Here is a 21,720-nt window from a genome sequence, read left to right as displayed (position 1 = left end):
CTCAGCGATCGAGGGTGACCACGTCGCTCAGGCCCGCGGTCGCGTCCGCGGCCAGGACGCCGTCACGCGCGAAGTCGGCCCACATCTGACGCAGGAAGCGGCCACGACGGTCGACCTCGGCCCACGTCGCCGAGCCGATGAGTGCCGTCCGGCTCCACGACCGTTCGGTCCCGAGGAGGAGGGGCAGGTCCGTCACGTGCGACGCGCCATACGGGCTGCCGGGCGGCGCCCAACTGAGCTCATAGCGCGTGGCCCGACCGCCCGACGCCCGATGCCGCTCGACGAACTTCCGGGCGTCGCGCGTGTAGGTCACGTGCGTGGTCGCGCCGACGAGCGCCCGCCGGATCGGATCACCGACGAGGGGCATCGAGGTCATACGGGCGAAGGCCGGGATGAGCGGCACGTACAGCCGGGTCTCCTCCGTCGTCGAGCCGATGAGGACGTCGATGCGCGAGGCCGCTTCCCGCCAGGCGGCGTCGCGATCGGCCTCCGCCGGGAGCGGCGCGTGACCGTACTGGGTGCCGAACGCCATGCCACCACGCAGTCCGAACCGTCGCGCCGCCCGCTCCACCTGCTCTTCGAGCGCGAGCAACTCGACCACCGGGGTGTCTCGCGTCGGGCTGCCGGCCGCCCGCATCATCGCGCTCGCCATCTTCGCCCGGCCACTGCTGATGCCGAGCGGCGCGCTCTGGACGATGGCGCGCTGGAAGAGCCCCGCGGTGCCGTCGCTGATCATGAGGTGCGCGATCGCATCGCCGCCCGCCGACTGCCCGAAGAGCGTGACCGACCCCGGGTCGCCGCCGAACGCAGCGATGTGCTCGTGGACCCATCGGAGCGCGAGGACGAGGTCCAGCAGACCGAGGTTCGCCGGCAGCGTCTCACCGTCACCGAGGAAGCCGAGGATCCCGAGCCGGTACGTCACCGACACCACGATGACCCGCTGCTCGACGACCAGGCTGATCGGATCGTAGACGTCGAGATCACCGGCACCCGTGACGTAGGCCCCGCCGTGGATCCACACCATCACCGGCAGCGACTCGTCCGGGCGCACGTCCGCGGGGAGCGTGATCGAGAGCGCCTGGCAGTCCTCGGAGTCGACCATCCCCTCGCCAGCGCCCTCGAGGACGGCCTCGAGCACCCGGGAGGAACGCTGCGGTGAAGCCGGCGCCCGCTCGAAGGCCCGGAACGGCACCGGATCGCCGTCGGCGCCGACGGGAAGACCCGTCGGCTGCGGCACCTCGAAGCGCCCCGCGCGGGCGTACGGGATGCCGCGAGCTCGCACCACCGCGCCGTCGACCCGACCGAGGATCGTCCCGAGGGAGGTCTCGAAGGCACGTGCGTCCGCCGGCGGCGGGGTCGCAGAAGACTCCGTACCTGGCGCGTCGGAGGTCGGGCTCGCGTGCAACTCGGTCATCTGTCCACGCTATCTCCGACAGGCCCGTCCACAACTCCTGCCCGACGGGCTCACACCGAAGACACGGCCGCGCGAACCGGGCCGAGCTGCCGGCCGACGACCGGTCGAGCAGGAGTTGTGGACGACGGGGCTGTCTACGGGATGCGGATGTAGACCGGGTCGCCCCAGATCGACAGACGGTGTTGGACGTAGCGACCCCAGTCGGGAGAGTCGTACATGCCGCCCGCGCCGTCGTAGATCGCGATGTGACCTTCCGGCCAGTAGAGCAGGTCACCGGCGACGGCCTCCGATGCCGAGATCTGCACGCCAGACGCGGCCTGCGCACCGGCCCCGCGAGGCAGGGACACACCGAACGCCGCGAAGACGTACTGCACGTAGCCGTCGCAGGCGAAGCTGTCGGACGGGTCGTTGCCGTTGCCGTAGGGGACGACGCCGACGAACTGCGCCGCGTAGGCGAGGATCGCCTCGCCGGACCGGGCGACGGCTGGAGCCGCATAGGTGCGTCCGGCCGAAGCCGACGCGGACGACGAGGAGGCGGCGGACGCACTCGCGGCCGCCTCGGCTGCGGCAGCTGCAGCGGCAGCCGAGGCGGCGTCGACCTCCTCCTGGCTGGTCGCGCCGTAGCCGTAGCGCACGAAAGGCACATCGGCTGCGGTCGACGGCACGGAGTACGACACCGACTGCATCGTCGCCGCAGACGGGATCGCTCCACCGGTCGCCGCATCGACGTCGACGCCGGCAGCGGCCGCCGGCAGTGACACCGACACGAAGAGCCCGGTTGCGAGCGTCATGACGCCGAACGTGGCGAACGGCTTGGCGCGCTTCGCGAACGAGCTCTTGCCGCGTGGGGCCGAGGGCCGCTTGGTGGGCACGAGGTCGACGTGGCGTCGCTCCTCCTCGGCGGAGGCGGTCCAGCTGGCGTCTTCGAGTCGAGCCGCGCGACGGGCGGCTCGCGGGCTGAGGGCCACGTGGCGGCCGCCGGTCCGGGCGGGGGTCGTGAGGGCCACGGCCGGAGTGTGCGGGTCGCGGCGCTCGAGGGCGCGCGCAGGGGTGGTGCTGGTCATGGGGGGGTACCGTCCTGGGTCTCGGTCGCGTCGGGGGCGCGCTCGGTTCATGCTCGGTGGGTGCAGCATCGCCTCGGCAGAGCCGCCCCTCGATGACCGCGGTCGACCGGTTGCCCGATCCGAGGGAGGCGAAACGGCCACCCTACGTGGACGTCCCTGAGAGGATCCTCCGCTTGGCGTGGCCTGTGGAGGACCGATGAAGCACCAGACTCAGGCCGGGTCGACGCCGACCGTCGACTGCCGGACGACGAGTTCCGGCTGGAAGACGATCTGCTCGGGCACGCGTCGAGCGCCCGCGTCCGCCTCGCGGAGCAGGAGCTCGACGGCGGTGTGGCCGATGAGTGTGCTCGGCTGACGGATCGACGACAGCGGGACGACCGCCGCCGACGCGAAGTCGATGTCGTCGTACCCGATCAGGGCGATGTCGTCCGGCACGCGCACCGAACCGAGCATGCTGAACGCCTGCAGGACCCCCATCGCGAGGAGATCATTGGCCGCGAACACCGCGTCGGGCCACTCGTCACGAGGACGGTTCCGAATGGTCTCGCCCGCGGAACGGCCCTGCAGCACCGTCAACGCGGTGGTCTCCACGACCTCGAGGGTGACCTCGGCACCACCGGCCGCGGCTGCATCGACCGCCTGACGCGCACCGGCGAGCCGGTCGACGACCTGCCGGAGCGAGGACGGACCACCCACGACCGCGATGCGACGTCGACCGAGTCCGATGAGGTGCTCGACCGCGAGTCGCCCACCCGCGACGTCGTCGACGGCGACAGACGAGAAGCTCGTGTCCTCGGTCTGCCGGTCGACGAGGACCGTGGGCGTGCCACGATCGCGCAGTCGGCTGAGCCGGGTGAGGTCGTCGCCGAGCGGGGTGATGAGAACGCCGGCGACCCGCTGCTCCTCGAAGAGGTCGAGGTAGGCGCGCTCGCGGTCGACGCTTTCGTCGCTGTTGCCGAGCAGGACCGACCACCCCTCCGCATCGGCTCGATCCTCGGCGCCGCGGGCGACGTCGGTGAAGAACGGGTTGCCGACGTCGAGTACGACGAGGCCGACACTGCGGCTGCGACCGGCCCGGAGCTGGCGGGCCGCGTCGTTCCGGACGAAGCCGAGCTCGTCGATCGCCGCGTGGACGCGGTCGACCGTGACGGGCGAGACCTTCTCGGGGCGGTTCAGCACGTTGGAGACGGTCCCGACCGAGACGCCGGCTCTCGCCGCGACGTCCTTCACGCTCGCGCTCACGGCTCCCCTTCACCTGTCTGTCCCGCCAGGCGATGCCGGACGGGCTGGCTCATTGTTGCATGTGGTGACTCGCGGCGCCCGCGCAGCCGGCTGCCCCGGTCGTATCCGTCCCCAACTCAGGAGTTCCCCGGCGCGGCGCCCCCGCCCGCCCCCGACACACCGGGCGACTCCTGAGAACGGGGCGACGATCAGGCGGGATCGACCGGCAGGGCCGACGCGGCGGGCAGGGTGACCACGACCTCGAGACCGTGGCCGGGACGGTTGTGCAGCACGATCGCCCCACCCGCGTTGCGCGCGATGGCGGCGACGATCGCGAGCCCGAGACCGGAACCGTGCCCGGAGGACCGCGTCGCGTCCGACCGGCTGAACCGCTCGAGCGCCCGCGGTTCGAAGGCCGGGTCGAGCCCTCCGGCGTTGTCCGACACTCGCAGCGTGAGCTGACCGCCGCCGTCGTCGTCGAGCATGACCGACACCCGGCGCGGAGCACCCCCGCGCTCGGTGAACGCCTGCAGCGCGTTCCCCGCGAGGTTGTCGACGACCCGACCGACGTCGTCAGCGCGCACGGCGTACACCGCCGCGCCGTCCCCCGGCCCGCTCCCGGCGACCGCACTCACGTACTCGACCTCGATCCCGGCCAGCGCGTCGTCCGAGGCGACCCGGAACCGCGCACGCTCGACCGCCTCGAGCACGTCGGCCTCCAGCGTGGCCGCGGTCGTCCGCTCCTCCGGCGTCGCCGCTTCGATGCGGGACAGCTCGAGCAGTGAGGTGACGAGCGCCGACAACCGCGTCGCGCTGCGCTCCGCCCCCTCGATGTCGGCGAGCAGTTGCTCGCGCGACGAGTCCTCGAGGCGCGCGAGTTCGAGCTGGGTGCGGAGGATCGCGAGCGGCGTGCGGAGCTCGTGACTCGCATCGGACACGAGCTGCCGTTCGCGGTCCGCCGAGGCCCGCAGCCGCTCGATGAGGTCGTTGAGGGTGATCGCGAGCTGCGCGATCTCGTCGTCCGCGCGGCCGACCGGCAGCACCTCGTCCGTCGACCGTTCGCTGAGGCTCTGCGCACTCACCCGGAGCCGGGTGACGGGCCGGAGCGACACCGTCGTCAGGATCCACCCGCCGGCCGCCACGCCGAGGACGAGCAGCGCGAAGGACCCGACGAGGAGGAGCCGCATCTGGACGAGGACGGTCGTCTCCTCGGCCTCGTCGCGTCCGGCGATGACGTACCAGGTGTCGCCACCGACGGTCACGGGCTGTGACAACAGGATGTAGGTGGCGGGACCGGCGTCGACCGTGGTGACCTCCCGCGTCGCAGCGAGCGCCGGGAGTTGCGCGGCGAGCGTCGTCGGCAGGCTGAAGACCGGGATGGAGCCGTCGGGGGCGATGACCGCGATGCGGGTGCCGAGGCCGGGTCCCTGGAGCGGGTCGTCGGGTCTCGCCTGCAGCGCGAACACGTATTGCGCGCCGTCACTGCGGAGCGCCTGGACGGTGCCGTCACGGACGATGCGCTCCAGCTGGGCGTTGATCGCGAGTCCGGCGAAGAGCGACACGACGACGGCGATGAGCAGACTGCCCCCGGCGATCCGCGTGCGGATGCCGTGGTGCCGCGTCGACCGGCGACGGTCCGACGACATGCCCTCAGCTCCCGGCGGCGACGAGCGAGAAGCCCACGCCGCGGCTCGTCACGATGCGGACGCCCGCCTCGGCCAGGTCGAGTTTGCGACGGAGACGACTGATGTACTGGTCGACGACGTTCGGGTCGATGTTGTCGAAGGTCTCCCAGACCTCCCGCAGCATGGCCGCCCGGGAGACGACGGCGCCCGACTCGGTCGCGAGCACCCGGAGGACGTCGAACTCGGTCCCGCTCAGCGGCACGTCGTGGTCACCGACGCGCGCGCGGTGCCGGTGCAGGTCGAGCGTCAGCCCACCGACGTCCAAGCGGGGCTGCACGGTGAGCGCGTCCCGCCGCCGGACCGCGCGGATCCGGGCGGCGAGCTCGGCGAAGGCGAACGGCTTGATCATGTAGTCGTCGGCTCCGGCGTCGAGCCCGCGGACCCGGTCGTCCACGGCGTCGCGCGCCGTGAGCAGGATCACCGCGAGCGTCGGGTCGAGGCCTTTGAGCTCGCGGCAGACGGCGAATCCGGAGAGCCCTGGGAGCATGACGTCGACCACCGCGACCTGGAAGCCCGCGTCGCCACCGGACGCCGGCGCGATCGCCTGCCGCGCGAGGTCCAGCGCGGTCGGGCCGTCGAACGCGGTCGTCACGTCGTGGCCGTCAGACCCGAGACCGCGGGAGAGGAGGCCAGCCATCTCGCGTTCGTCATCGACGACGAGGATCCGCACGGTCGTCCTCCTTCGCCATCGAGCATCCACAGCCTAGGCGAGCCGACCGGGGCGCCGTTTCTGAAGGTCCTGTCAGGAACGACCGCTTCGCCTTGCCGCCCGTGATCCGGCGGCCATACAGTGCAGGTGCTCCCGACCCTGAATCGATTCACATCCCGTCGGGAGCGAGCCCCTCACCGTGGAGGAACGGACCCTCAATGACGATCGACCATCCAGCGCAGCCGACGCGCACCGAGCCCGCCGGGCGCAGCGCCCAGCCGGCGCTCTCCCTCATCGGAGCCGCCAAGACCTTCGGCCCCGTCGTCGCCCTGGCCGACGGCACCATCCAGATCGAGGCCGGCGAGATCCACGCGCTCGTCGGTGAGAACGGCGCCGGGAAGTCCACGCTCGTGAAGATCCTCGCCGGGCTCTACACCCCCGATGCCGGCGACTTCACCCTCGCCGGGAAGCCCGTCGCCTTCCGCGGGGTCGCCGACAGCAAGGCCGCGGGCATCTCCGTGATCTACCAGGAGCCGACCCTGTTCCCCGACCTCACCGTCGCCGAGAACATCTTCATCGGCCGCCAGCCGAAGAACGGCCTCGGACTCATCAGCACGGGCGCCATGCGGAAGGCCGCCCGCGCCCTGTTCGACCGCCTCGGCGTCCAGATCGACCCCGACCGCGTCGCCGAGGGCCTCTCGATCGCCGATCAGCAGATCATCGAGATCGCGAAGGCCATCTCGCTCGACGCCAAGGTCCTCATCATGGACGAGCCGACCGCCGCGCTCTCCGGCGTCGAGGTCGACCGCCTCTTCCAGGTCGCCCGCTCCCTGCGCGACGCGGGCGCCGGCATCATGTTCATCTCCCACCGATTCGAGGAGGTCTTCGCGCTGTGCGACCGCATCACGGTCATGCGCGACGGCCGCTACATCGCCACGCACGTCACGAGCGAGACGACGGTCGACGCGATCGTCCGGCAGATGGTCGGTCGCGACATCGCCGCCCTCTTCCCCAAGCAGGACGCGGAGATCGGCGACGCGGTCCTCACCGTCGACGGGCTGTCGCGCGCCGGCGTCTTCTCCGACATCTCGTTCACGGTGCGCTCGGGTGAGATCGTGGCCCTCGCTGGACTCGTCGGCGCCGGGCGCACCGAGGTCGCCCGCGCCGTCTTCGGCATCGACCCCTACGACACCGGACGCGTCACGCTCGACGGCAAACCGGTCAAGGCCAGCGACCCGCAGGCCGCGATCGACGCCGGCATGGGGTTCGTCCCGGAGGACCGCCGCAAGCAGGGTCTCGTGATGGACCTGTCGGTCGCCCGCAACGCGACCCTCACCCTCCGCCACCGGCTCGCGCGGTTCGGGATCATCTCCGGCCGCCGCGAACGCGAGGCGGCCGAGGACTGGTCGGCCCGCCTCCAGGTGAAGACCGGCTCCCAGGAGTACGCGGTCTCCACCCTCTCCGGCGGCAACCAGCAGAAGGTCGTCCTCGCGAAGTGGCTCGCCACCGAGCCGACCTTCCTCATCGTCGACGAGCCCACCCGCGGCATCGACGTCGGCACGAAGAGCGAGGTCCACCGCCTCATCTCCGAACTCGCCGGCCGCGGCATCGCCATCCTCATGATCTCCTCCGAACTGCCCGAGGTCCTCGGCATGGCCGACCGCGTCCTCGTCATGCACGAGGGCCGGATCACCGCCGAGCTCACCCGCGAAGAAGCGACCCCGGAGACCGTGATGCACGCGGCCACCGGTTCCCTGGAAGGCGCACGATGACCGACACCACCACGAAGCCGGGAGGCGGCGGCCCCGTCACCGTCGCGACCGAGCGCACGACGAACCCGATCGCGTCGATCGTGCGACTCCGGGAGCTCCCGGTCACCGTCGCCCTCGTCGTCCTCGTGCTCGTGACCTACCTCGCGAACCCGCTGTTCCTGTCGGCGCAGGGGGTGAAGGACCTCCTCCTCAACGCGACGATCATGATCATCCTCGCCGTCGGTCAGGCGCTCGTCATCATCACCCGCAACGTCGACCTGTCCGTCGGTTCGATCCTGGGGCTCGTCGCCTTCGCGACCGGCACGATGTTCGCGACGATGCCGCAGCTGCCGATCATCGCGGTGTTCGCCATCGCCATGCTGCTCGGTGCGGTGCTCGGCGCGATCAACGGTGCGCTCGTCACGATCGCGAAGGTGCCCGCCCTCGTCATCACCCTGGGCACGCTCTACATCTACCGAGGCCTGAACAACGCGTGGGCCGGTGGCACGCAGTACTTCGCGGACGACCGACCCGACGCGTTCGGGAACCTGTCCGTCGACACCGTCCTCGGCTTCCCGGTCATCACCCTCATCGCGATCCTCGTCGTGGTCGTCGTGGCCGTCTACATGGCCGGCGCACGCTCCGGCCGCGACCTCTACGCGATCGGGTCGGACCCCGACGCCGCGAAGCTGTTCGGCATCCCGGTCGGCCGCCGCGTCTTCCTCGCCTTCCTGGCGAACGGCCTGCTCGCCGGACTCGCCGGCGTGCTCTACGCCTCGCGCTTCAACTCGGTCGGCGCGACCACCGGGTCGGGCATGGAGCTCGACGTCGTCGCAGCGGCCGTCGTCGGTGGTGTCGCGATCTTCGGCGGCAGCGGCTCCGTCGCCGGGGCAGCGATCGGCGCGATCCTCCTCACCACCATCACGAGCGCCCTCACCGCCCTGCGCGTCGACAAGTTCTGGCAGCAGGCGATCGTGGGCATCCTCATCCTGGCCGCGATCATCATCGACCGCGTCGCCAGCCTCCGTACGGCCAAGAAACTGCGAATGAGTGAGGCACGCGATGTCTGATCTGAAGACCCCGGCAGCCCCGAAGGCTCCGTTCACCAAGGGCTCCGGCCCGCTCGGCACCGACACCACCGGCGTGCTCGTGGCCGAACCGAAGGGCCGCACCGGCGCCTCGCGCATCCTGCTCGGTCGCGACGCCATCATGATCTACGCGCTGCTCGTCGTCGTCATCGGCGCCTGCCTGCTCATCCCGCGGTTCGCCTCCCCCGTCACCGTCGGCTTCCTCCTCCTCGACGTGATCCCGATCCTCCTCATCGCGATGCCGATGACGCTCGTCATCATCACCGGCGAGATCGACCTGTCCGTCGCGAGCACCGCGGGCCTCACGAGCGCCGTCATCGGTGTGCTGTGGGCCGGCGGCGGGATGGACATCGGGGTCGTCCTCCTCATCGGGCTGCTCGTCGGAGTCGTCGCCGGCGCGTTCAACGGCTTCCTCATCGCGGTGGTCGGACTCCCGTCGCTCGCGGTGACGATCGGCACGCTCGCGCTGTTCCGCGGCCTCGCGCTCGTCGTCATCGGCGACAACGCGGTCGCGAACTTCCCGCCCGAGCTCACCGCGTTCTTCACGTCGAAGATCGGCTCGACCGGCATCCCCGTGGTCATGGTCGGGGTCCTCGTCGTCGTGCTCGCCTTCGGCGTCATCCTGCACCTGACCCCCTTCGGCCGCGGGCTCTACGCGCTCGGGTACAGCACGGAGGCCGCGAGCTTCGTCGGCATCAAGGTCGCCCGCTCGAAGTTCTGGCTCTACGTCGCGACCGGCGGCGTCTCCGCCCTCGCGGGGGTGTTCTGGACGCTCCGCTACTCGAGCGCCCGCAGCGACAACGCCTCCGGGCTCGAACTCGCCGTCATCGCGGCCGTGCTCCTCGGCGGCGTCTCGATCTTCGGCGGCAAGGGGTCCATCCCGGGCGTCTTCGCGGGTGTGCTGCTCATCGGCACCATCAACTACGCGCTCCGGCTCGGCCGCGTCTCCGACGTCGTCCTCATCATCGTGACCGGGACCCTGCTGATCGCCTCGGTGGTCGGCCCCAGTATCTTCGAATCCGTCAAGCAGTGGAACCACCACCGACGGATCCGACGCAGCCTGCCCCAGCACTGATCTCCCGATCGGCGCAGCCCTCGGGGCACCCCACGCCACAGCACCAGGCGTATCCAGAAAGGAACAGACAATGCAGTCGATTCGAAACCGCGCAGCAGGCCGTTCGGCCCGTCGCGCAGCGGCCCTCATCGCCGCAGCAGCCTCCCTCGCACTCATCGCGACCGGGTGCGCCACCGGCGACTCCGCGGGATCAGGTGGTGGCGGCGGTGCCGCGGAGAGCATCACCTTCATCCCCAAGCAGCTCAACAACCCGTACACGGACGTCGTGCTCGGCGGCGGCAAGGACGGCGCGAAGGCGGCCGGCTTCAGTGCCACCGAGGTCGTCGGCCCGCTCGAGGCGAGCGCGTCCAGCCAGGTGTCGTTCATCAACGCCGAGACCCAGGCCGGCACGAACGTCATCGTCATCGCGGCGAACGACCCCGACGCCGTCTGCCCCGCCCTCAAGGAGGCCCGTGACGGCGGCGCGAAGATCGTCGCGTTCGACTCCGACACCAGCAAGGACTGCCGCGACGTCTTCATCTCCCAGGTCGTCGCCAAGGACGTCGCCCTGATCCAGACGAAGCTCATCTCGGAGCAGATCGGTGGCTCGGGCGAGATCGCGATCCTCTCGGCCACGGCCAACGCGACGAACCAGAACGAGTGGATCAAGTACATGGAGGAGGAGCTCGCCTCCAACCCGGACTACAAGGACATCAAGCTCGTCGCCAAGGTCTACGGCGACGACGACGACACGAAGTCGTTCCAGGAGGCCCAGGGTCTGCTCCAGGCGCACCCGAACCTCAAGGGCATCATCTCGCCCACGACGGTCGGCATCGCCGCGACCGCCCGCTACCTCTCCACCTCGGAGTACAAGGGCAAGGTCGCGCTGACCGGCCTCGGCCTCCCGAACGAGATGCGTCCGTTCGTGAAGGACGGCACCGTCACCGCGTTCGCGCTGTGGGACCCGGCTCAGCTCGGCTACGTTGCCGCGTTCGCCGGCAAGGCACTCGCCGAGGGCACGATCACCGGCAAGGAGGGCGACACCTTCGAGGCCGGCGACCTCGGTGAGCGCGAGGTCGGCGCCGACGGCACCGTCATCGTCGGCCCGCCGACCACCTTCGACGCGTCGAACATCGACAAGTACGACTTCTAGGAGTCACCCGGTCACACCCGACTGCCCTGTCTCAGGAACTCCTCGGCATGCCGCGACCACACCCGGTCGACGCGCCGACGGACTCCTGAGTCAGGGCAGTTTGTCGTCGGCGTCGGGATCGTCGCGCTTCATCTCCAGCTCGAGCTTGCGGATGCGCTCGGCGTCCTCGGCGGCCTGGATCTCGCGCTCGAGGGCGGCAAGCTGCTCCTCCGTGCTGCTGACGGCGCGGTCGGGCTGCGACGGCGAGGGCGTCGCGGTCGTCGAGGGACCGCGACCCGGGCCCCACGAGCCGGACGTCCGCGACTGCTTCCGGCCCCGGCGTTCGGGGAGCTTGATCCGGCTCGTCGACCAGTCCTTGCCGAGCAGGAACCACAGGGCGACGCCGATGAGCGGGATGAAGACGATGAGCAGCACCCACACGATCTTGGGCAGGTTGCGCACGACGGGCTCGGGCTGACCCACCACGTCGATGAGCGCGATGATCGTGAGGACGATGAGCAGCAACGACAACACGAACATGTCGTCAATCCTAGGCAGACCACCGGTGGGTTCGGCCAGGATGGTCGGATGAAGACCATCCCCCTGCCCCAGACCGACCTGACCGCGTCCAGCATCGTCCTCGGCCTCATGCGGATCGAGGCCCTCGACGACGAGGCCATCCGCACCCTCTTCCACACCGCACGCGACGCCGGCGTCACCGTGTTCGACCACGCCGACATCTACGGCTCGGAGCGTCACGGGTGCGAGCGTCGCTTCGGCGACGCCGTCACCCTCACCGCCGCCGAGCGCGAGCAGGTGCTCATCCAGTCGAAGGTCGGCATCCGCAAAGGCTTCTTCGACTTCTCGGAGGAGCACATCCTCCGCACCGTCGACGAGTCGCTCGCCGCCCTCAAGACGGACTACCTCGACCTCCTGCTCCTGCACCGTCCCGACAGCCTCGTCGAGCCGGAAGAGGTCGCGTCGGCGTTCGACGCCCTGCAGGCCTCGGGCAAGGTCCGTAACTTCGGCGTCTCGAACCACACGCCGGCGCAGGTCGAGCTGCTGAAGGGCTCCGTCGAGCAGCCGCTCATCGTCAACCAGGTGCAGCTGAGCATCACCCACGCCCCGATCATCGCGTCGGGCGTCGCCGCGAACATGGCCGGCCTCGACCAGTCGATCGACCGCGACAACGGCATGCTCGACTACAGCCGCCTGACCGGCATGACCCTGCAGGCGTGGTCGCCGTTCCAGGCCGGCTTCTTCACGGGCGTCTTCATCGGCGACCGCGAGCACTACGCGGAGCTGAACGACGTGCTCGACGAGCTCGCTGCCGCACACGGCGTGACGCCGTCCGGCATCGCGACCGCGTGGATCACCCGGCACCCCGCGAACATCCAGGTCGTGCTCGGCACCACCAAGCCGTCGCGCGTCCAGGAAGCGGCCGCAGGTTCCGACGTGAAGCTGTCGCGCGAGGAGTGGTACCGCCTCTTCACCGCCGCGGGCCACACCCTCCCGTAGCGGTCGCCTCCGCCATACCCGCTGTCCCCAACTCAGGACACGAGCCGCGTGTCGCGCCGGCCGACCGGCTGACGCGGCCGACACGCCGCGGCCGTCCTGAGTTGGGGACGGGTACGCTCGGAGAGGAAGCGGAGGGCAGCATGGCGAAGCACGACATCGGGTTCGCCGCCGTCGCCAGACTCGCCGACGTCTCGAACGCGACCGTCTCCAACACGCTCAACCGCCCCGAGATCGTCGCCCCTGCCACCCGCGAGCGCGTCCTCGCCGCGATCGAGGAACTCGACTTCGTCCCCAACCGTGCCGCAGCCACCCTGCGGCAGGGCACGAACCGGCTCATCGGCCTCGTCATCCCCGACATCGCGAACCCGTTCTACTCGGCGATCGCCCGCGGGGTCACCGAGGCCGCGGCCGAACACGGCTACACGGTCGCGCTCTGCGTGAGCCACGACGACCCCGACCTCGAACTCCGGCACTTCGAGATGCTCGCCGAGCACCGGGCTGCCGGCGCACTCGTCGCTCCGCTGACGGCCGACGCCTCCCGACTGGCCCAGCTACGACGGGTCGGTAGCCGCCTCGTGCTCATGGACCGCACCGCCCCCGAGGGCACCGGCTGCTCCGTCGCGATCGACGACGTGCACGGCGGGGAGCTGGCGGTCGCCCACCTGCTCGCCAGTCCCACCCCGGCGTCCGACGGGTCGATCGTGCTCGTGAACGGCGACCTGGCGATCCCGCAGTGCGCCGATCGACGCGAGGGCGCCCGGAACGCGTTCATCGCGGCCGGTCTCGACCCCGACGACCTCCGCGAGGTCACCGTGGACGAGATGACCGTCGACTCGGGGCGCATCGCGGGCCGTCGGATCGCGGCAGAGACACCGCGTCCGACCGGCGTGTTCTGCACGAACGACCAACTCGCGCTCGGCGTCATCAGGGGGTTGGACGACGGCGGCCTCGCGGTGCCCGACGAGGTGTCGGTGGTCGGCTACGGCGATCTCGCGCTTGCAGCCGACGGGCGGGTGCCGCTCACCACGGTCGAGCAGCCGAAGGACGAACTCGGGCGCGTGGCCGTCGAGATCCTCCTGGCCGAGCTGGGCGCCGACCGCGCGGCGCACGAGCACGTCACCCGGACGCTCGAGCCGCATCTCGTCGTCCGCGAGTCCGCTCCCCTGCCTGCCTGAGCAGCGGCGAGGCTGGACGCGGCGATGATGCCCGGGTACAGTCGTCACCGGTATTTAATCGATTAAATACTCCCGAACCCGCACCCAATCAAGGATCGACGATGACCCACACCGCAGCAGCCGTCCACCCGCTCCTCACCCCGAAGGCACGGCGGAAGCCCCGCATCGGCCTCGTCGCCGGCGGCCTCGGTACCTACTGGCCGCAGTTCCCGGAACTGCTCCCCCAGCTCCAGGCGTCGGCCCGGTACGTCTCGGAACGCTTCCAGCAGATGGACGCCGAGGTCGTCGACGTCGGCTTCATCTCGGACGCGCAGGAGGGCGACGCCGCGGCGGAACAGCTCCGACAGGGCGACTGCGACCTCATCGTCCTGTTCCTCACCACCTACCTCACCTCCTCGATGGTCCTGCCGATCGCCCAGCGCGCGAACACCCCGGTCCTCGTCATCGACCTGCAGCCGACCGAGCGGATGGACCACGCGAGCTTCGACACCGGCGCGTGGCTCGCCTACTGCGGGCAGTGCCCGGTGCCCGAGGTCGGCAACGTCTTCCGTCGCGCGGGCATCCCGTTCCGCTCGGTGTCGGGGTGGCTGCGTCAGGAGTCGGCGTGGGACCGCATCTCGCAGTGGATCCGAGCGGCGCACGTCCGCGCAGCCCTCCGTCACGCCCGCCACGGCCTCATGGGCCACGTCTACCCCGGCATGCTCGACGTCTCCACCGACCTCACCCTGCTGCCGACCACCTTCGGCTCGCACGTCGAGGTCGTGGAGTTCGACGACCTCCGCGTCCTCGTCGACGAGGTGACCGACGCCGAGGTCGCCGACCGCATGGCCCTCGCCCGGGAGATCTTCACCCTCGACGACACCGTCGTCGAGGACGACTTCGCGTGGGGAGCGAAGGTGTCGGTCGGCCTCGACCGGCTCGTCGACGAGTTCGCGCTCGACAGCCTCGCCTACTACCACCGCGGTCGCGACGGCGAACAGCACGAGCGACTCGGTGCCGGCATGATCCTCGGCGCGTCCCTCCTCACCGCTCGTGGTGTCCCCACGACCGGCGAGTACGAGCTGCGCACGACCGTCGCGCAGCTCGCGACCCAGGTCGTCGGCGCCGGTGGGTCGTTCTGCGAGATCCAGGCGCTGGACTTCGAGGACGAGGTCGTCGAGATGGGACACGACGGACCGGCGCACCTCGCCGTCAGCTCCCGCGACCCACTGCTGCGCGGCCTCGGGGTCTATCACGGCAAGCGCGGCTGGGGCGTGAGCGTCGAGTTCGACGTGCGGCACGGGCCCGTCACGCTGCTGGGGTTGGGGCAGGACCGCGACGGCTCGCTCGCCTTCGTCGCCTCGGAGGGCGAGGTCGTCCCCGGCCCGCTGCTCGCGATCGGCAACACGACGAGCCGTGTCGACTTCGGGCGCGACCCGGGTGTCTGGGTGGATGAGTGGAGCGCGACCGGCATCGGTCACCACTGGTCGCTCTCGCTCGGGCACCGGGCGGCGGACTACCGGGCTGCGGCGAGCCTGCTGGGGATCGACTTCCGCCAGGTGTGAGGCGCCGTCGGTCCCTGAGTCGAACCCGGACCTAGCGACAGCATGGATCAGAGCACGGCGCGAAGACGCTCCACCGCGGGCTCGACCACGGCGATCGGCGCCGGCCGCTGCAACCCGTCCAGGGCGACGGCCAGACGACGGGTGGCGCGATCGACGTCCCCACTACCCGCACCGAGCGCGCGGATCGGGGCGAGCAGTGCCGCACGTCGCAGCCAGGGCTCGTCCTGCATCCAGCGGTCGAGGACGGTCTCGGCTTTGGCCCGGGCCGTCCCATCGAGGCGTTCCAGGAGCGGTCCGATGACGTCGGTGGCCAGTGGGTCGGCGAGCTCGGGCACCCGACCGGCGCGGACGAAGCCTTCGATCCTCGTCAGGTCGGTGTGCTTGAGCACCGGGACGCTCGACTGCAGGAGGACGATCGCGGCGAGTCGACGCTCGAAGACCGGCACGGCCCACAGCTCCGAGGCGAGGGCTGCCAGCTCGTCATGCTCCAGTCCGCGGAACTTCCGGAGGGCGTCGCGCACCGTGCCGCGCACGGCCCCGACCGAGGAACCGTAGGACTGGAGCCCGTCGCCGAGCCGCTCGGCGACGTCCGCTGCTCGGTAGCCGTCGCCCTCGTATTGGAGCGCCGCGTCGATGAACTCCCCCGCAGCACTCATCCCACCATTCTCACCCCTGGCGCCGGGTACGGTGGAGCGATGACCGTCGTGATCGTGGGACTCGGACAGCTCGGCTCGGACGTCGCCGGGAGGCTCCTGGCCCGTGGCGAGGACGTCGTCGGCGTGAAGCGCACGGCGCCCGAGGCTACCCCGTTCACCGAGCCGGTCGAGGGGCGCTTCACCCTCCAGCTCCGCGACCTCACGACCTCCGCCCCCGACCTTCCTGCGGACACGACGGCGATCGTGGTGGCCTTTGCGCCCCGGGCACGCTCGGTCGAAGCCTACGACGCCCTCTACCGCGACGGTGTCGGACATCTCGTGAGCGCGGTCGCCGCACTCCCCGGAACCCCGCCTCGCATCCTGTTCGTGTCGTCGACCGCGGTGTGGGGCGAGGACGGCGGGGAGACGCTCGACGACACCACGCCGGCCGTCCCGACCACCGGCACCGCACGCGCCCTGCTCGCGGCCGAGGAGGCCGTCCTCGCCGCCGTGCCCGAGGCGAGCGCCATCCGCTTCGGCGGCCTCTACGGTCCGACGGCCACGATGTTCGTCGACCAGGTCCGCGACGGCCGTGTCACCCGGCCCTCCGGCTGGACCAATCGCATCCACCGTGACGACGCCGCTGCCGTGATCGTGCACCTGCTCGATCTGCCGGCGGCATCGCTCCCGCCGGTCGTGGCGGGCATCGACGAGGAGCCGGTCCTGCTGTCGACGGTGGCCGACTTCCTCGCCGATCGACTCGATGTCGCTCCCCCGACGCTCGACGACGCCGGTCGCACCCCGGAAGAGCCGCACCGCGGCAAGCGCATCACGGCGGCCGCCCTCCGCGACACCGGATTCACCTACCGTTACCCCACCTACCGCGAGGGCTACTCGGCGCAGCTCCCCTGATCGGACGACCGGGGCGGGTCACGGCTGCTTCGTCACCTCGGCCATCGCCCGTCGACCGGACGGCACGAGCACGGCGACGGCGAGCACCATGAAGGTGAGCACGCCGGCGACGACGAGGAGCACTTCGACGGACACGACGTCGGCGAGCGGCCCGAACACGATCATCCCGAGCGGCATCGACACCGCCATGACGATGCCGACGAACCCGAACACGCGCCCCTGCCGCTCCGGTTGGACGCGCTCCTGCAGCAGGGTCATCGACGTCGTCGAGAAGAACGGCACCGCGATCCCGAGCAGGAACATGAAGCCGAAGAAGACCCAGAGGTTGGTCGAGAGTCCGAGCCCGATGGACAGCGCCCCGAACACCACCGAGGACCCGACGATGAGGAGCACGCGGTTCCTGGTGCCGCCCCAGATCGCGATGATCGCTCCGCCGCCGACCATGCCGACGCTGAAGGCGAGTTCGTTCACGGTGAGCATCCAGACCTCGTCGCCGAAGGTGCGGGCGATCATGAGCGGCGTGAGGTAGGACGGCGCGACGACCAGCAGGAACACGATCGCGAAGAGGATGAGCAGCCAGCGCACGAAGCCGTGGTGCCAGACGTAGCGCACGCCCTCGGTGAGGTCGGCGAAGTAGCCGGGGCGCTCGCCCGACCGCACGAGCGTCCGCACCGGTACGAGCAGCAGCAGCCCGATCCCGATGGCGGCCGTGACGACGTCGACGAAGAAGATCGCGACGAGCGACGCGCTCGCGTACAGCGCGCCGGCCGCAGCCGGGGCGACGAGCATCATGGCCGACTGGATGGAGCCGTTGATGCCGTTGACCCGCATGAGCTTGTCGGTCGGCGTGATCTGCGGGATGAGTGCGGAGACGGCCGGCATCTGGATGCCCGCGCCGACGGAGCGGATCGCGAGCGTGAGAAAGATGAGCCAGAGGTCGGCGGCGCCGTTGATGAGGAAGATCGCGAGCGCGAGGGTCGTGATGGCGATCGAGCCGTCGGCCGCGATGATGAGCAGCTTGCGGTTCATGCGGTCGGCCCACACCCCGCCGAAGATCGACACGATCGCCTGCGGCAGGAACCCCGCGACGGCGGCGAACGCGAGCACGACACCGGACTTCGTCTCGAGCGTCAGGTGCCACATGATCGCGTACTGCACGAGCATCGAGCCGAACAGCGAGACCGTCTGGCCGGACAGGAACACCGCGACGTCGCGACGCCAGCGCGGGCTCTCCGAGGCGACGGTCGACTTCTCCGAACCGTCGGAACCGTCGATCGTGGGTGCATCGGGTGGCGCGTCATCGGCAGCCATGGGTCAACGCTAGAGACTTCGCTCCGAGGTGTCCAGGGGTGATCGGCGCGGACGACGGGCGCGCCCTGAACGCCGAACGGTCGATGCCCCCTGTCCAGACCTTCAGACATCCGGGCAGCCGGTCCGTTGACCCACGGCCGATCGCCCGGATACGCTGCTTGCGATCCTCTGAATCGATTCAGGGTGGTCGCGAACCGAACCGAAAGGTGCGCCTCGATGACGAGTGCCCGACCCCTGCACCGCGTGTGCTTCCAGCTCCAGGTCAAGCCCGAGCGCCTCGTGGAGTACCGCGAACGCCATGCCGCCGTCTGGCCCGACATGCTGCGGGCGCTCGCCGACACCGGTTGGCACAACTACTCGCTCTTCGTCCGCGACGACGGCCTCCTCATCGGGTACTTCGAGACGGAATCGCTCGAGGCAGCCCAGGCCGGCATGGCCGAGACCGAGGTCAACGCGCGCTGGCAGGCGGAGATGGGCGAGTTCTTCGTCGACCTCGACCTGCCGCCAGACGAGGGCTTCCTCCAGCTCACCGAGGTGTTCCACCTCGAGGACCAGCTCGCGGCCCTGCACGAGTAGCGACGCTGAAACGATTCACGTATGCTGCAACCAGCGCCGTGAACGCGCCCAGACCACCGGAACACGCACAGAGAAGTGACCATGACCAGTTTCGACACCATCACCCCGCTGCTCGAGAAGCAGGCCATCGAACTCCCCTCCTGGGCGTTCGGCAACTCCGGCACCCGCTTCAAGGTGTTCACGACGCCCGGCACCCCGCGGACGCCCGAGGAGAAGATCGCCGACGCCGCCAAGGTGCACGAGTTCACCGCCCTCGCGCCGAAGGTCGCGCTCCACATCCCGTGGGACCTCGTGGACGACTTCAGCGCGCTCCGTCGCTACGCCGAGGACCACGGCGTCGCGCTCGGCACGATCAACTCGAACACCTTCCAGGACGAGGACTACAAGTTCGGCAGCCTGACCCACAGCAACCCGGTGATCCGTCAGAAGGCGATCGACCACCACTTCGCCTGCATCGACGTCATGCATGCGACCGGCTCGCAGGACCTCAAGATCTGGCTCGCCGACGGCAGCAACTACCCGGGCCAGCAGGACATCCGCGGCCGGCAGGACCGCCTGACCGACTCGCTCCAGCAGATCTACGCCCGCCTCGGCGAGGAGCAGCGACTCGTGCTCGAGTACAAGTTCTTCGAGCCGGCGTTCTATCACACCGACGTCCCCGACTGGGGAACGTCCTACGCCCAGGTGGCCCAGCTCGGCGACCAGGCCCTCGTCTGCCTCGACACCGGCCACCACGCGCCGGGCACGAACATCGAGTTCATCGTCGCCCAGCTCCTGCGCCTCGGGAAGCTCGGCTCGTTCGACTTCAACTCGCGCTTCTACGCCGACGACGACCTCATCGTCGGTGCAGCCGACCCGTTCCAGCTGTTCCGGATCCTCTACGAGGTCGTCCGCGGCGGCGGCCTCGACGACGACTCGCCGGTAGCGTTCATGCTCGACCAGTGCCACAACGTGGAGGACAAGATCCCCGGGCAGATCCGCTCGGTGCTGAACGTGCAGGAGATGACCGCGCGCGCACTGCTCGTCGACCGCGACGCACTGACCGCGGCACAGGAGGCCGGCGACGTCCTCGGCGCGAACGGCATCCTCATGGACGCGTTCTACACCGACGTCCGCGGGCCGCTCGCCGCCTGGCGCGAGAGCCGCGGCCTGCCGGCCGACCCGTTCGGCGCCTACCTGGCCTCGGGCTACCAGCAGCAGATCGCCGAGGAGCGCGTCGGCGGGACCCAGGCGAGCTGGGGCGCGTAAGCACACCCGAGCACGAGGAAAGCCCCGCGACCATCCCGGTCGCGGGGCTTCATCCACATCCGGACGTTCACAACTCAGGACGCGCGCGGCGTGTCACCCCGGGCGCACCGGCCGAGCTCGCCGACGCGCCGGAACGGACCTGTATTGCGAACCGACCGAGCCGACTACTTCGCGAGGAAGGCGAGCAGCTGCTCGTTGACCTCGCGGTAGTGGGTCCAGAGCATGCCGTGCGGCGCGCCCTCGATCTCGACGTACTCGGCGGAGGGCAGCGCCTTCGCGAACACGCGACCGGTGGAGTCGACCGGCAGGACGCGGTCGCCGGTGCCGTGCACGATGAGCGACGGGACGTCGATCTTCGCGACGTCGGCACGGAAGTCGGTCAGCCAGGTGGGCTGCGCCGCGACCGAGGCGTACGGCGATGCGTTGTAGGCGAGCTGCGTGTTGGCTCGCAGCGCCTCCTCGCTCAGGCGCGAGCCGAGGTTCTCGTCCGTGTTGAAGAAGTTCTCGAAGAAGCTCGTGAAGAACGCGTAGCGGTCGTCGGTGACGGCGGCGAGAAGCCCGTCGAACACGTCCTGCGGGACACCCGTGGGGTTGTCGTCGGTCTGCAGGAGGTACGGCTCGAGCGAGCCGAGGAAGACGGCCTTCGCGATGCGCTCCGAGCCGTAGGTGCCGAGATAGCGGCCGACCTCGCCGGTGCCCATCGAGAAGCCGACGAGGACCGCGTCGTGGAGGTCGAGCCCGTCGACGACGGCCTTGAGGTCGGCGGCGAAGGTGTCGTAGTCGTAGCCCTCAGTGGGCTTGGAGGACTTGCCGAAGCCGCGGCGGTCGTAGGTGATGACGCGGTAGCCGGCGTCGAGGAGCGCCGCGGTCTGCTTCTCCCACGAGGAGCCGTCGAGGGGGTAGCCGTGGATGAGGACGACGGGCTGGCCGCTGCCGTGATCCTCGACGTAGAGCTCCACGGAGGTGCTGTTCTCGGTTCCGACGGTGATGAACGACATGGTTCGATTCCTTTCGTCTTCGGCGTCCGGACTCGTCGCCCGGTTCCACGCCCCGAATTGAGAACGATCGTTCTCTTCGGTGTCCATCAGCATAGGGAACGATCGTTCTCAATGCAAGTACACTGATGGAATGACCAGCGAACAGACGATGACGATCGCGTCGCCGAGCCCGGCGGCCGCACCCGCGACACCGGCCTCCGTGCGCGACATCATCGTCGACGCCGCCGACCGCCTGTACTACGCGAAGGGCATCCAGTCCGTCGGCATGGACGAGCTGCGCTCGGCGGCAGGCGTGTCGTTGAAGCGCCTGTACTCGGAGTTCCCGAGCAAGGAGGACATCGTCCTCGCGGTCATGGAGCGCCGGCACGAGCTCTGGACCACCGGCGTCAGCGCGCTCGTGGATGACGCCGAGACACCCCGCGACCGGCTCCTCGCGATCTACGACTACCTGGCCGGCTGGTTCAGTGACGACTCGTTCCGCGGCTGCGGCTTCATCAACGCCTTCGGGGAGCTCGGGGGCGTCTCGCCGGCGGTCGCCACCATCACCCGCGAACACAAGGCGTCCTTCCAGGACTACGTCGCCGACCTCGTCGCCGACGCCGGCGCTCCGGCATCGCTCGCCCCCCAGCTCGCCATCCTCGCCGAGGGCGCCCAGACCACCGCCGCCATCACGGGCTCCCCCGAGGCCGCGCTGCACGCGCGTCGCGCAGCCGAGACGCTCATCGACGCCGCCTCCTGAATCACC

20 protein-coding genes are annotated in these 21,720 nt (G+C 70.2%); 11 read left to right on the top strand and 9 right to left on the bottom strand.

Going from position 1 to position 21,720, the window contains the following annotated elements; all coding sequences use genetic code 11:
• Position 1: 1 nt before the first annotated feature.
• The 5 genes from ITJ62_RS12940 to ITJ62_RS19345 all read right to left on the bottom strand — a co-directional run bounded on the left by ITJ62_RS12940 (position 2) and on the right by ITJ62_RS19345 (position 6,054).
• On the bottom strand, positions 2-1,414 hold the full coding sequence (locus ITJ62_RS12940) for a carboxylesterase family protein (RefSeq protein WP_194602803.1): 1,413 nt from the start codon (positions 1,412-1,414) through the stop codon (positions 2-4).
• A gap of 134 nt (positions 1,415-1,548) precedes the next feature.
• The gene (locus tag ITJ62_RS12935; RefSeq protein WP_194602800.1) at positions 1,549-2,478 is read right to left on the bottom strand and encodes a C40 family peptidase; all 930 of its coding nucleotides are present in this window, start codon (positions 2,476-2,478) and stop codon (positions 1,549-1,551) included.
• Between the two features lie 210 nt (positions 2,479-2,688).
• A complete protein-coding gene (locus ITJ62_RS12930) occupies positions 2,689-3,720 on the bottom strand; it encodes a LacI family DNA-binding transcriptional regulator (protein WP_194602797.1) in 1,032 nt (343 codons plus the stop codon).
• A gap of 188 nt (positions 3,721-3,908) precedes the next feature.
• On the bottom strand, positions 3,909-5,345 hold the full coding sequence (locus tag ITJ62_RS12925) for a HAMP domain-containing sensor histidine kinase (protein ID WP_194602794.1): 1,437 nt from the start codon (positions 5,343-5,345) through the stop codon (positions 3,909-3,911).
• Between the two features lie 4 nt (positions 5,346-5,349).
• Positions 5,350-6,054, bottom strand: a complete 705-nt coding sequence (locus ITJ62_RS19345; protein WP_194602790.1) for a response regulator transcription factor — start codon at positions 6,052-6,054, stop codon at positions 5,350-5,352.
• A 197-nt stretch (positions 6,055-6,251) separates the two neighbouring features.
• Between ITJ62_RS19345 and ITJ62_RS12915 the strand changes: the two genes are divergently transcribed.
• From ITJ62_RS12915 to rhaS, 4 genes are all read left to right on the top strand, one after another.
• On the top strand, positions 6,252-7,805 hold the full coding sequence (locus tag ITJ62_RS12915) for a sugar ABC transporter ATP-binding protein (protein ID WP_194602787.1): 1,554 nt from the start codon (positions 6,252-6,254) through the stop codon (positions 7,803-7,805).
• Positions 7,802-8,854 carry an ABC transporter permease gene (locus ITJ62_RS12910; RefSeq protein ID WP_079706409.1) on the top strand — a complete coding sequence of 351 codons (1,053 nt, stop codon included), beginning with the start codon at positions 7,802-7,804 and terminating at the stop codon, positions 8,852-8,854. Before ITJ62_RS12915 ends, ITJ62_RS12910 begins: the two co-directional genes overlap by 4 nt.
• Positions 8,847-9,947: an ABC transporter permease gene (locus tag ITJ62_RS12905; protein ID WP_194602784.1), complete on the top strand. Its 1,101-nt coding sequence runs from the start codon at positions 8,847-8,849 to the stop codon at positions 9,945-9,947. The genes ITJ62_RS12910 and ITJ62_RS12905 overlap by 8 nt, the downstream gene beginning before the upstream one ends.
• 70 nt (positions 9,948-10,017) lie before the next feature.
• Entirely contained in the window at positions 10,018-11,079 is a 1,062-nt protein-coding gene (gene rhaS / locus ITJ62_RS12900; protein WP_085514253.1) for a rhamnose ABC transporter substrate-binding protein, read from the top strand.
• A 90-nt stretch (positions 11,080-11,169) separates the two neighbouring features.
• On the opposite strand, the gene ITJ62_RS12895 is transcribed toward rhaS, so the two are convergent.
• Positions 11,170-11,598 (bottom strand): PLD nuclease N-terminal domain-containing protein, encoded by a 429-nt coding sequence (locus tag ITJ62_RS12895; protein ID WP_194602781.1) that lies wholly within the window; start codon positions 11,596-11,598, stop codon positions 11,170-11,172.
• Between the two features lie 48 nt (positions 11,599-11,646).
• Here ITJ62_RS12895 and ITJ62_RS12890 point away from each other — a divergent pair, with 48 nt between their 5' ends.
• From ITJ62_RS12890 to ITJ62_RS12880, 3 genes are all read left to right on the top strand, one after another.
• A complete protein-coding gene (locus ITJ62_RS12890; protein ID WP_194602777.1) occupies positions 11,647-12,576 on the top strand; it encodes an aldo/keto reductase family oxidoreductase in 930 nt (309 codons plus the stop codon).
• A gap of 140 nt (positions 12,577-12,716) precedes the next feature.
• A complete protein-coding gene (locus tag ITJ62_RS12885; protein ID WP_194602775.1) occupies positions 12,717-13,751 on the top strand; it encodes a LacI family DNA-binding transcriptional regulator in 1,035 nt (344 codons plus the stop codon).
• Between the two features lie 101 nt (positions 13,752-13,852).
• A complete protein-coding gene (locus ITJ62_RS12880) occupies positions 13,853-15,295 on the top strand; it encodes an L-fucose/L-arabinose isomerase family protein (protein WP_194602772.1) in 1,443 nt (480 codons plus the stop codon).
• A gap of 47 nt (positions 15,296-15,342) precedes the next feature.
• Here the strand turns inward: ITJ62_RS12880 and ITJ62_RS12875 are convergent, their stop codons facing one another.
• The gene (locus ITJ62_RS12875) at positions 15,343-15,951 is read right to left on the bottom strand and encodes a DNA alkylation repair protein (RefSeq protein WP_194602769.1); all 609 of its coding nucleotides are present in this window, start codon (positions 15,949-15,951) and stop codon (positions 15,343-15,345) included.
• A gap of 39 nt (positions 15,952-15,990) precedes the next feature.
• Here ITJ62_RS12875 and ITJ62_RS12870 point away from each other — a divergent pair, with 39 nt between their 5' ends.
• Positions 15,991-16,842, top strand: a complete 852-nt coding sequence (locus ITJ62_RS12870; RefSeq protein WP_194602766.1) for an NAD-dependent epimerase/dehydratase family protein — start codon at positions 15,991-15,993, stop codon at positions 16,840-16,842.
• A gap of 18 nt (positions 16,843-16,860) precedes the next feature.
• Here ITJ62_RS12870 and ITJ62_RS12865 read toward each other — a convergent pair whose 3' ends face one another.
• Positions 16,861-18,153, bottom strand: a complete 1,293-nt coding sequence (locus ITJ62_RS12865; RefSeq protein WP_194602763.1) for an MFS transporter — start codon at positions 18,151-18,153, stop codon at positions 16,861-16,863.
• A 216-nt stretch (positions 18,154-18,369) separates the two neighbouring features.
• Between ITJ62_RS12865 and ITJ62_RS12860 the strand changes: the two genes are divergently transcribed.
• Both ITJ62_RS12860 and rhaI read left to right on the top strand, forming a co-directional pair.
• Entirely contained in the window at positions 18,370-18,729 is a 360-nt protein-coding gene (locus tag ITJ62_RS12860; RefSeq protein ID WP_228498473.1) for an L-rhamnose mutarotase, read from the top strand.
• An 81-nt stretch (positions 18,730-18,810) separates the two neighbouring features.
• Positions 18,811-19,977 carry an L-rhamnose isomerase gene (gene rhaI, locus ITJ62_RS12855; RefSeq protein WP_194602760.1) on the top strand — a complete coding sequence of 389 codons (1,167 nt, stop codon included), beginning with the start codon at positions 18,811-18,813 and terminating at the stop codon, positions 19,975-19,977.
• Between the two features lie 164 nt (positions 19,978-20,141).
• Here rhaI and ITJ62_RS12850 read toward each other — a convergent pair whose 3' ends face one another.
• Positions 20,142-20,975, bottom strand: coding sequence for an alpha/beta fold hydrolase (locus ITJ62_RS12850; protein ID WP_194602757.1), 834 nt, complete (start codon positions 20,973-20,975; stop codon positions 20,142-20,144).
• Positions 20,976-21,123: 148 nt separating this feature from the next.
• Here ITJ62_RS12850 and ITJ62_RS12845 point away from each other — a divergent pair, with 148 nt between their 5' ends.
• Positions 21,124-21,714, top strand: coding sequence for a TetR/AcrR family transcriptional regulator (locus tag ITJ62_RS12845; protein WP_124770034.1), 591 nt, complete (start codon positions 21,124-21,126; stop codon positions 21,712-21,714).
• The last annotated feature ends 6 nt before the right edge of the window (positions 21,715-21,720 follow it).

The organism is Plantibacter sp. VKM Ac-2876, from assembly GCF_015350715.1.
Classification (GTDB): Bacteria; Actinomycetota; Actinomycetes; order Actinomycetales; family Microbacteriaceae; genus Plantibacter; species Plantibacter auratus.
The sequence above is the reverse complement of the archived record's forward strand: the minus strand, read 5'-3'. Positions and strand labels throughout refer to the sequence as shown.

Bases quoted from the DNA above. Each gene is read 5' to 3' on its own strand.
- ITJ62_RS12860 (WP_228498473.1), top strand. From the start codon at position 18,370: ATGACGAGTGCCCGACCCCTGCACCGCGTGTGCTTCCAGCTCCAGGTC.
- ITJ62_RS12915 (WP_194602787.1), top strand. From the start codon at position 6,252: ATGACGATCGACCATCCAGCGCAGCCGACGCGCACCGAGCCCGCCGGG.
- ITJ62_RS12870 (WP_194602766.1), top strand. From the start codon at position 15,991: ATGACCGTCGTGATCGTGGGACTCGGACAGCTCGGCTCGGACGTCGCC.
- ITJ62_RS12875 (WP_194602769.1), bottom strand. From the start codon at position 15,951: ATGAGTGCTGCGGGGGAGTTCATCGACGCGGCGCTCCAATACGAGGGC.
- ITJ62_RS12925 (WP_194602794.1), bottom strand. From the start codon at position 5,345: ATGTCGTCGGACCGTCGCCGGTCGACGCGGCACCACGGCATCCGCACG.
- ITJ62_RS12940 (WP_194602803.1), bottom strand. From the start codon at position 1,414: ATGACCGAGTTGCACGCGAGCCCGACCTCCGACGCGCCAGGTACGGAG.
- ITJ62_RS12890 (WP_194602777.1), top strand. From the start codon at position 11,647: ATGAAGACCATCCCCCTGCCCCAGACCGACCTGACCGCGTCCAGCATC.
- ITJ62_RS12905 (WP_194602784.1), top strand. From the start codon at position 8,847: ATGTCTGATCTGAAGACCCCGGCAGCCCCGAAGGCTCCGTTCACCAAG.
- rhaI (WP_194602760.1), top strand. From the start codon at position 18,811: ATGACCAGTTTCGACACCATCACCCCGCTGCTCGAGAAGCAGGCCATC.
- ITJ62_RS12910 (WP_079706409.1), top strand. From the start codon at position 7,802: ATGACCGACACCACCACGAAGCCGGGAGGCGGCGGCCCCGTCACCGTC.
- ITJ62_RS12880 (WP_194602772.1), top strand. From the start codon at position 13,853: ATGACCCACACCGCAGCAGCCGTCCACCCGCTCCTCACCCCGAAGGCA.
- ITJ62_RS12865 (WP_194602763.1), bottom strand. From the start codon at position 18,153: ATGGCTGCCGATGACGCGCCACCCGATGCACCCACGATCGACGGTTCC.
- ITJ62_RS12885 (WP_194602775.1), top strand. From the start codon at position 12,717: ATGGCGAAGCACGACATCGGGTTCGCCGCCGTCGCCAGACTCGCCGAC.
- ITJ62_RS12895 (WP_194602781.1), bottom strand. From the start codon at position 11,598: ATGTTCGTGTTGTCGTTGCTGCTCATCGTCCTCACGATCATCGCGCTC.
- rhaS (WP_085514253.1), top strand. From the start codon at position 10,018: ATGCAGTCGATTCGAAACCGCGCAGCAGGCCGTTCGGCCCGTCGCGCA.
- ITJ62_RS12850 (WP_194602757.1), bottom strand. From the start codon at position 20,975: ATGTCGTTCATCACCGTCGGAACCGAGAACAGCACCTCCGTGGAGCTC.
- ITJ62_RS12845 (WP_124770034.1), top strand. From the start codon at position 21,124: ATGACGATCGCGTCGCCGAGCCCGGCGGCCGCACCCGCGACACCGGCC.
- ITJ62_RS12935 (WP_194602800.1), bottom strand. From the start codon at position 2,478: ATGACCAGCACCACCCCTGCGCGCGCCCTCGAGCGCCGCGACCCGCAC.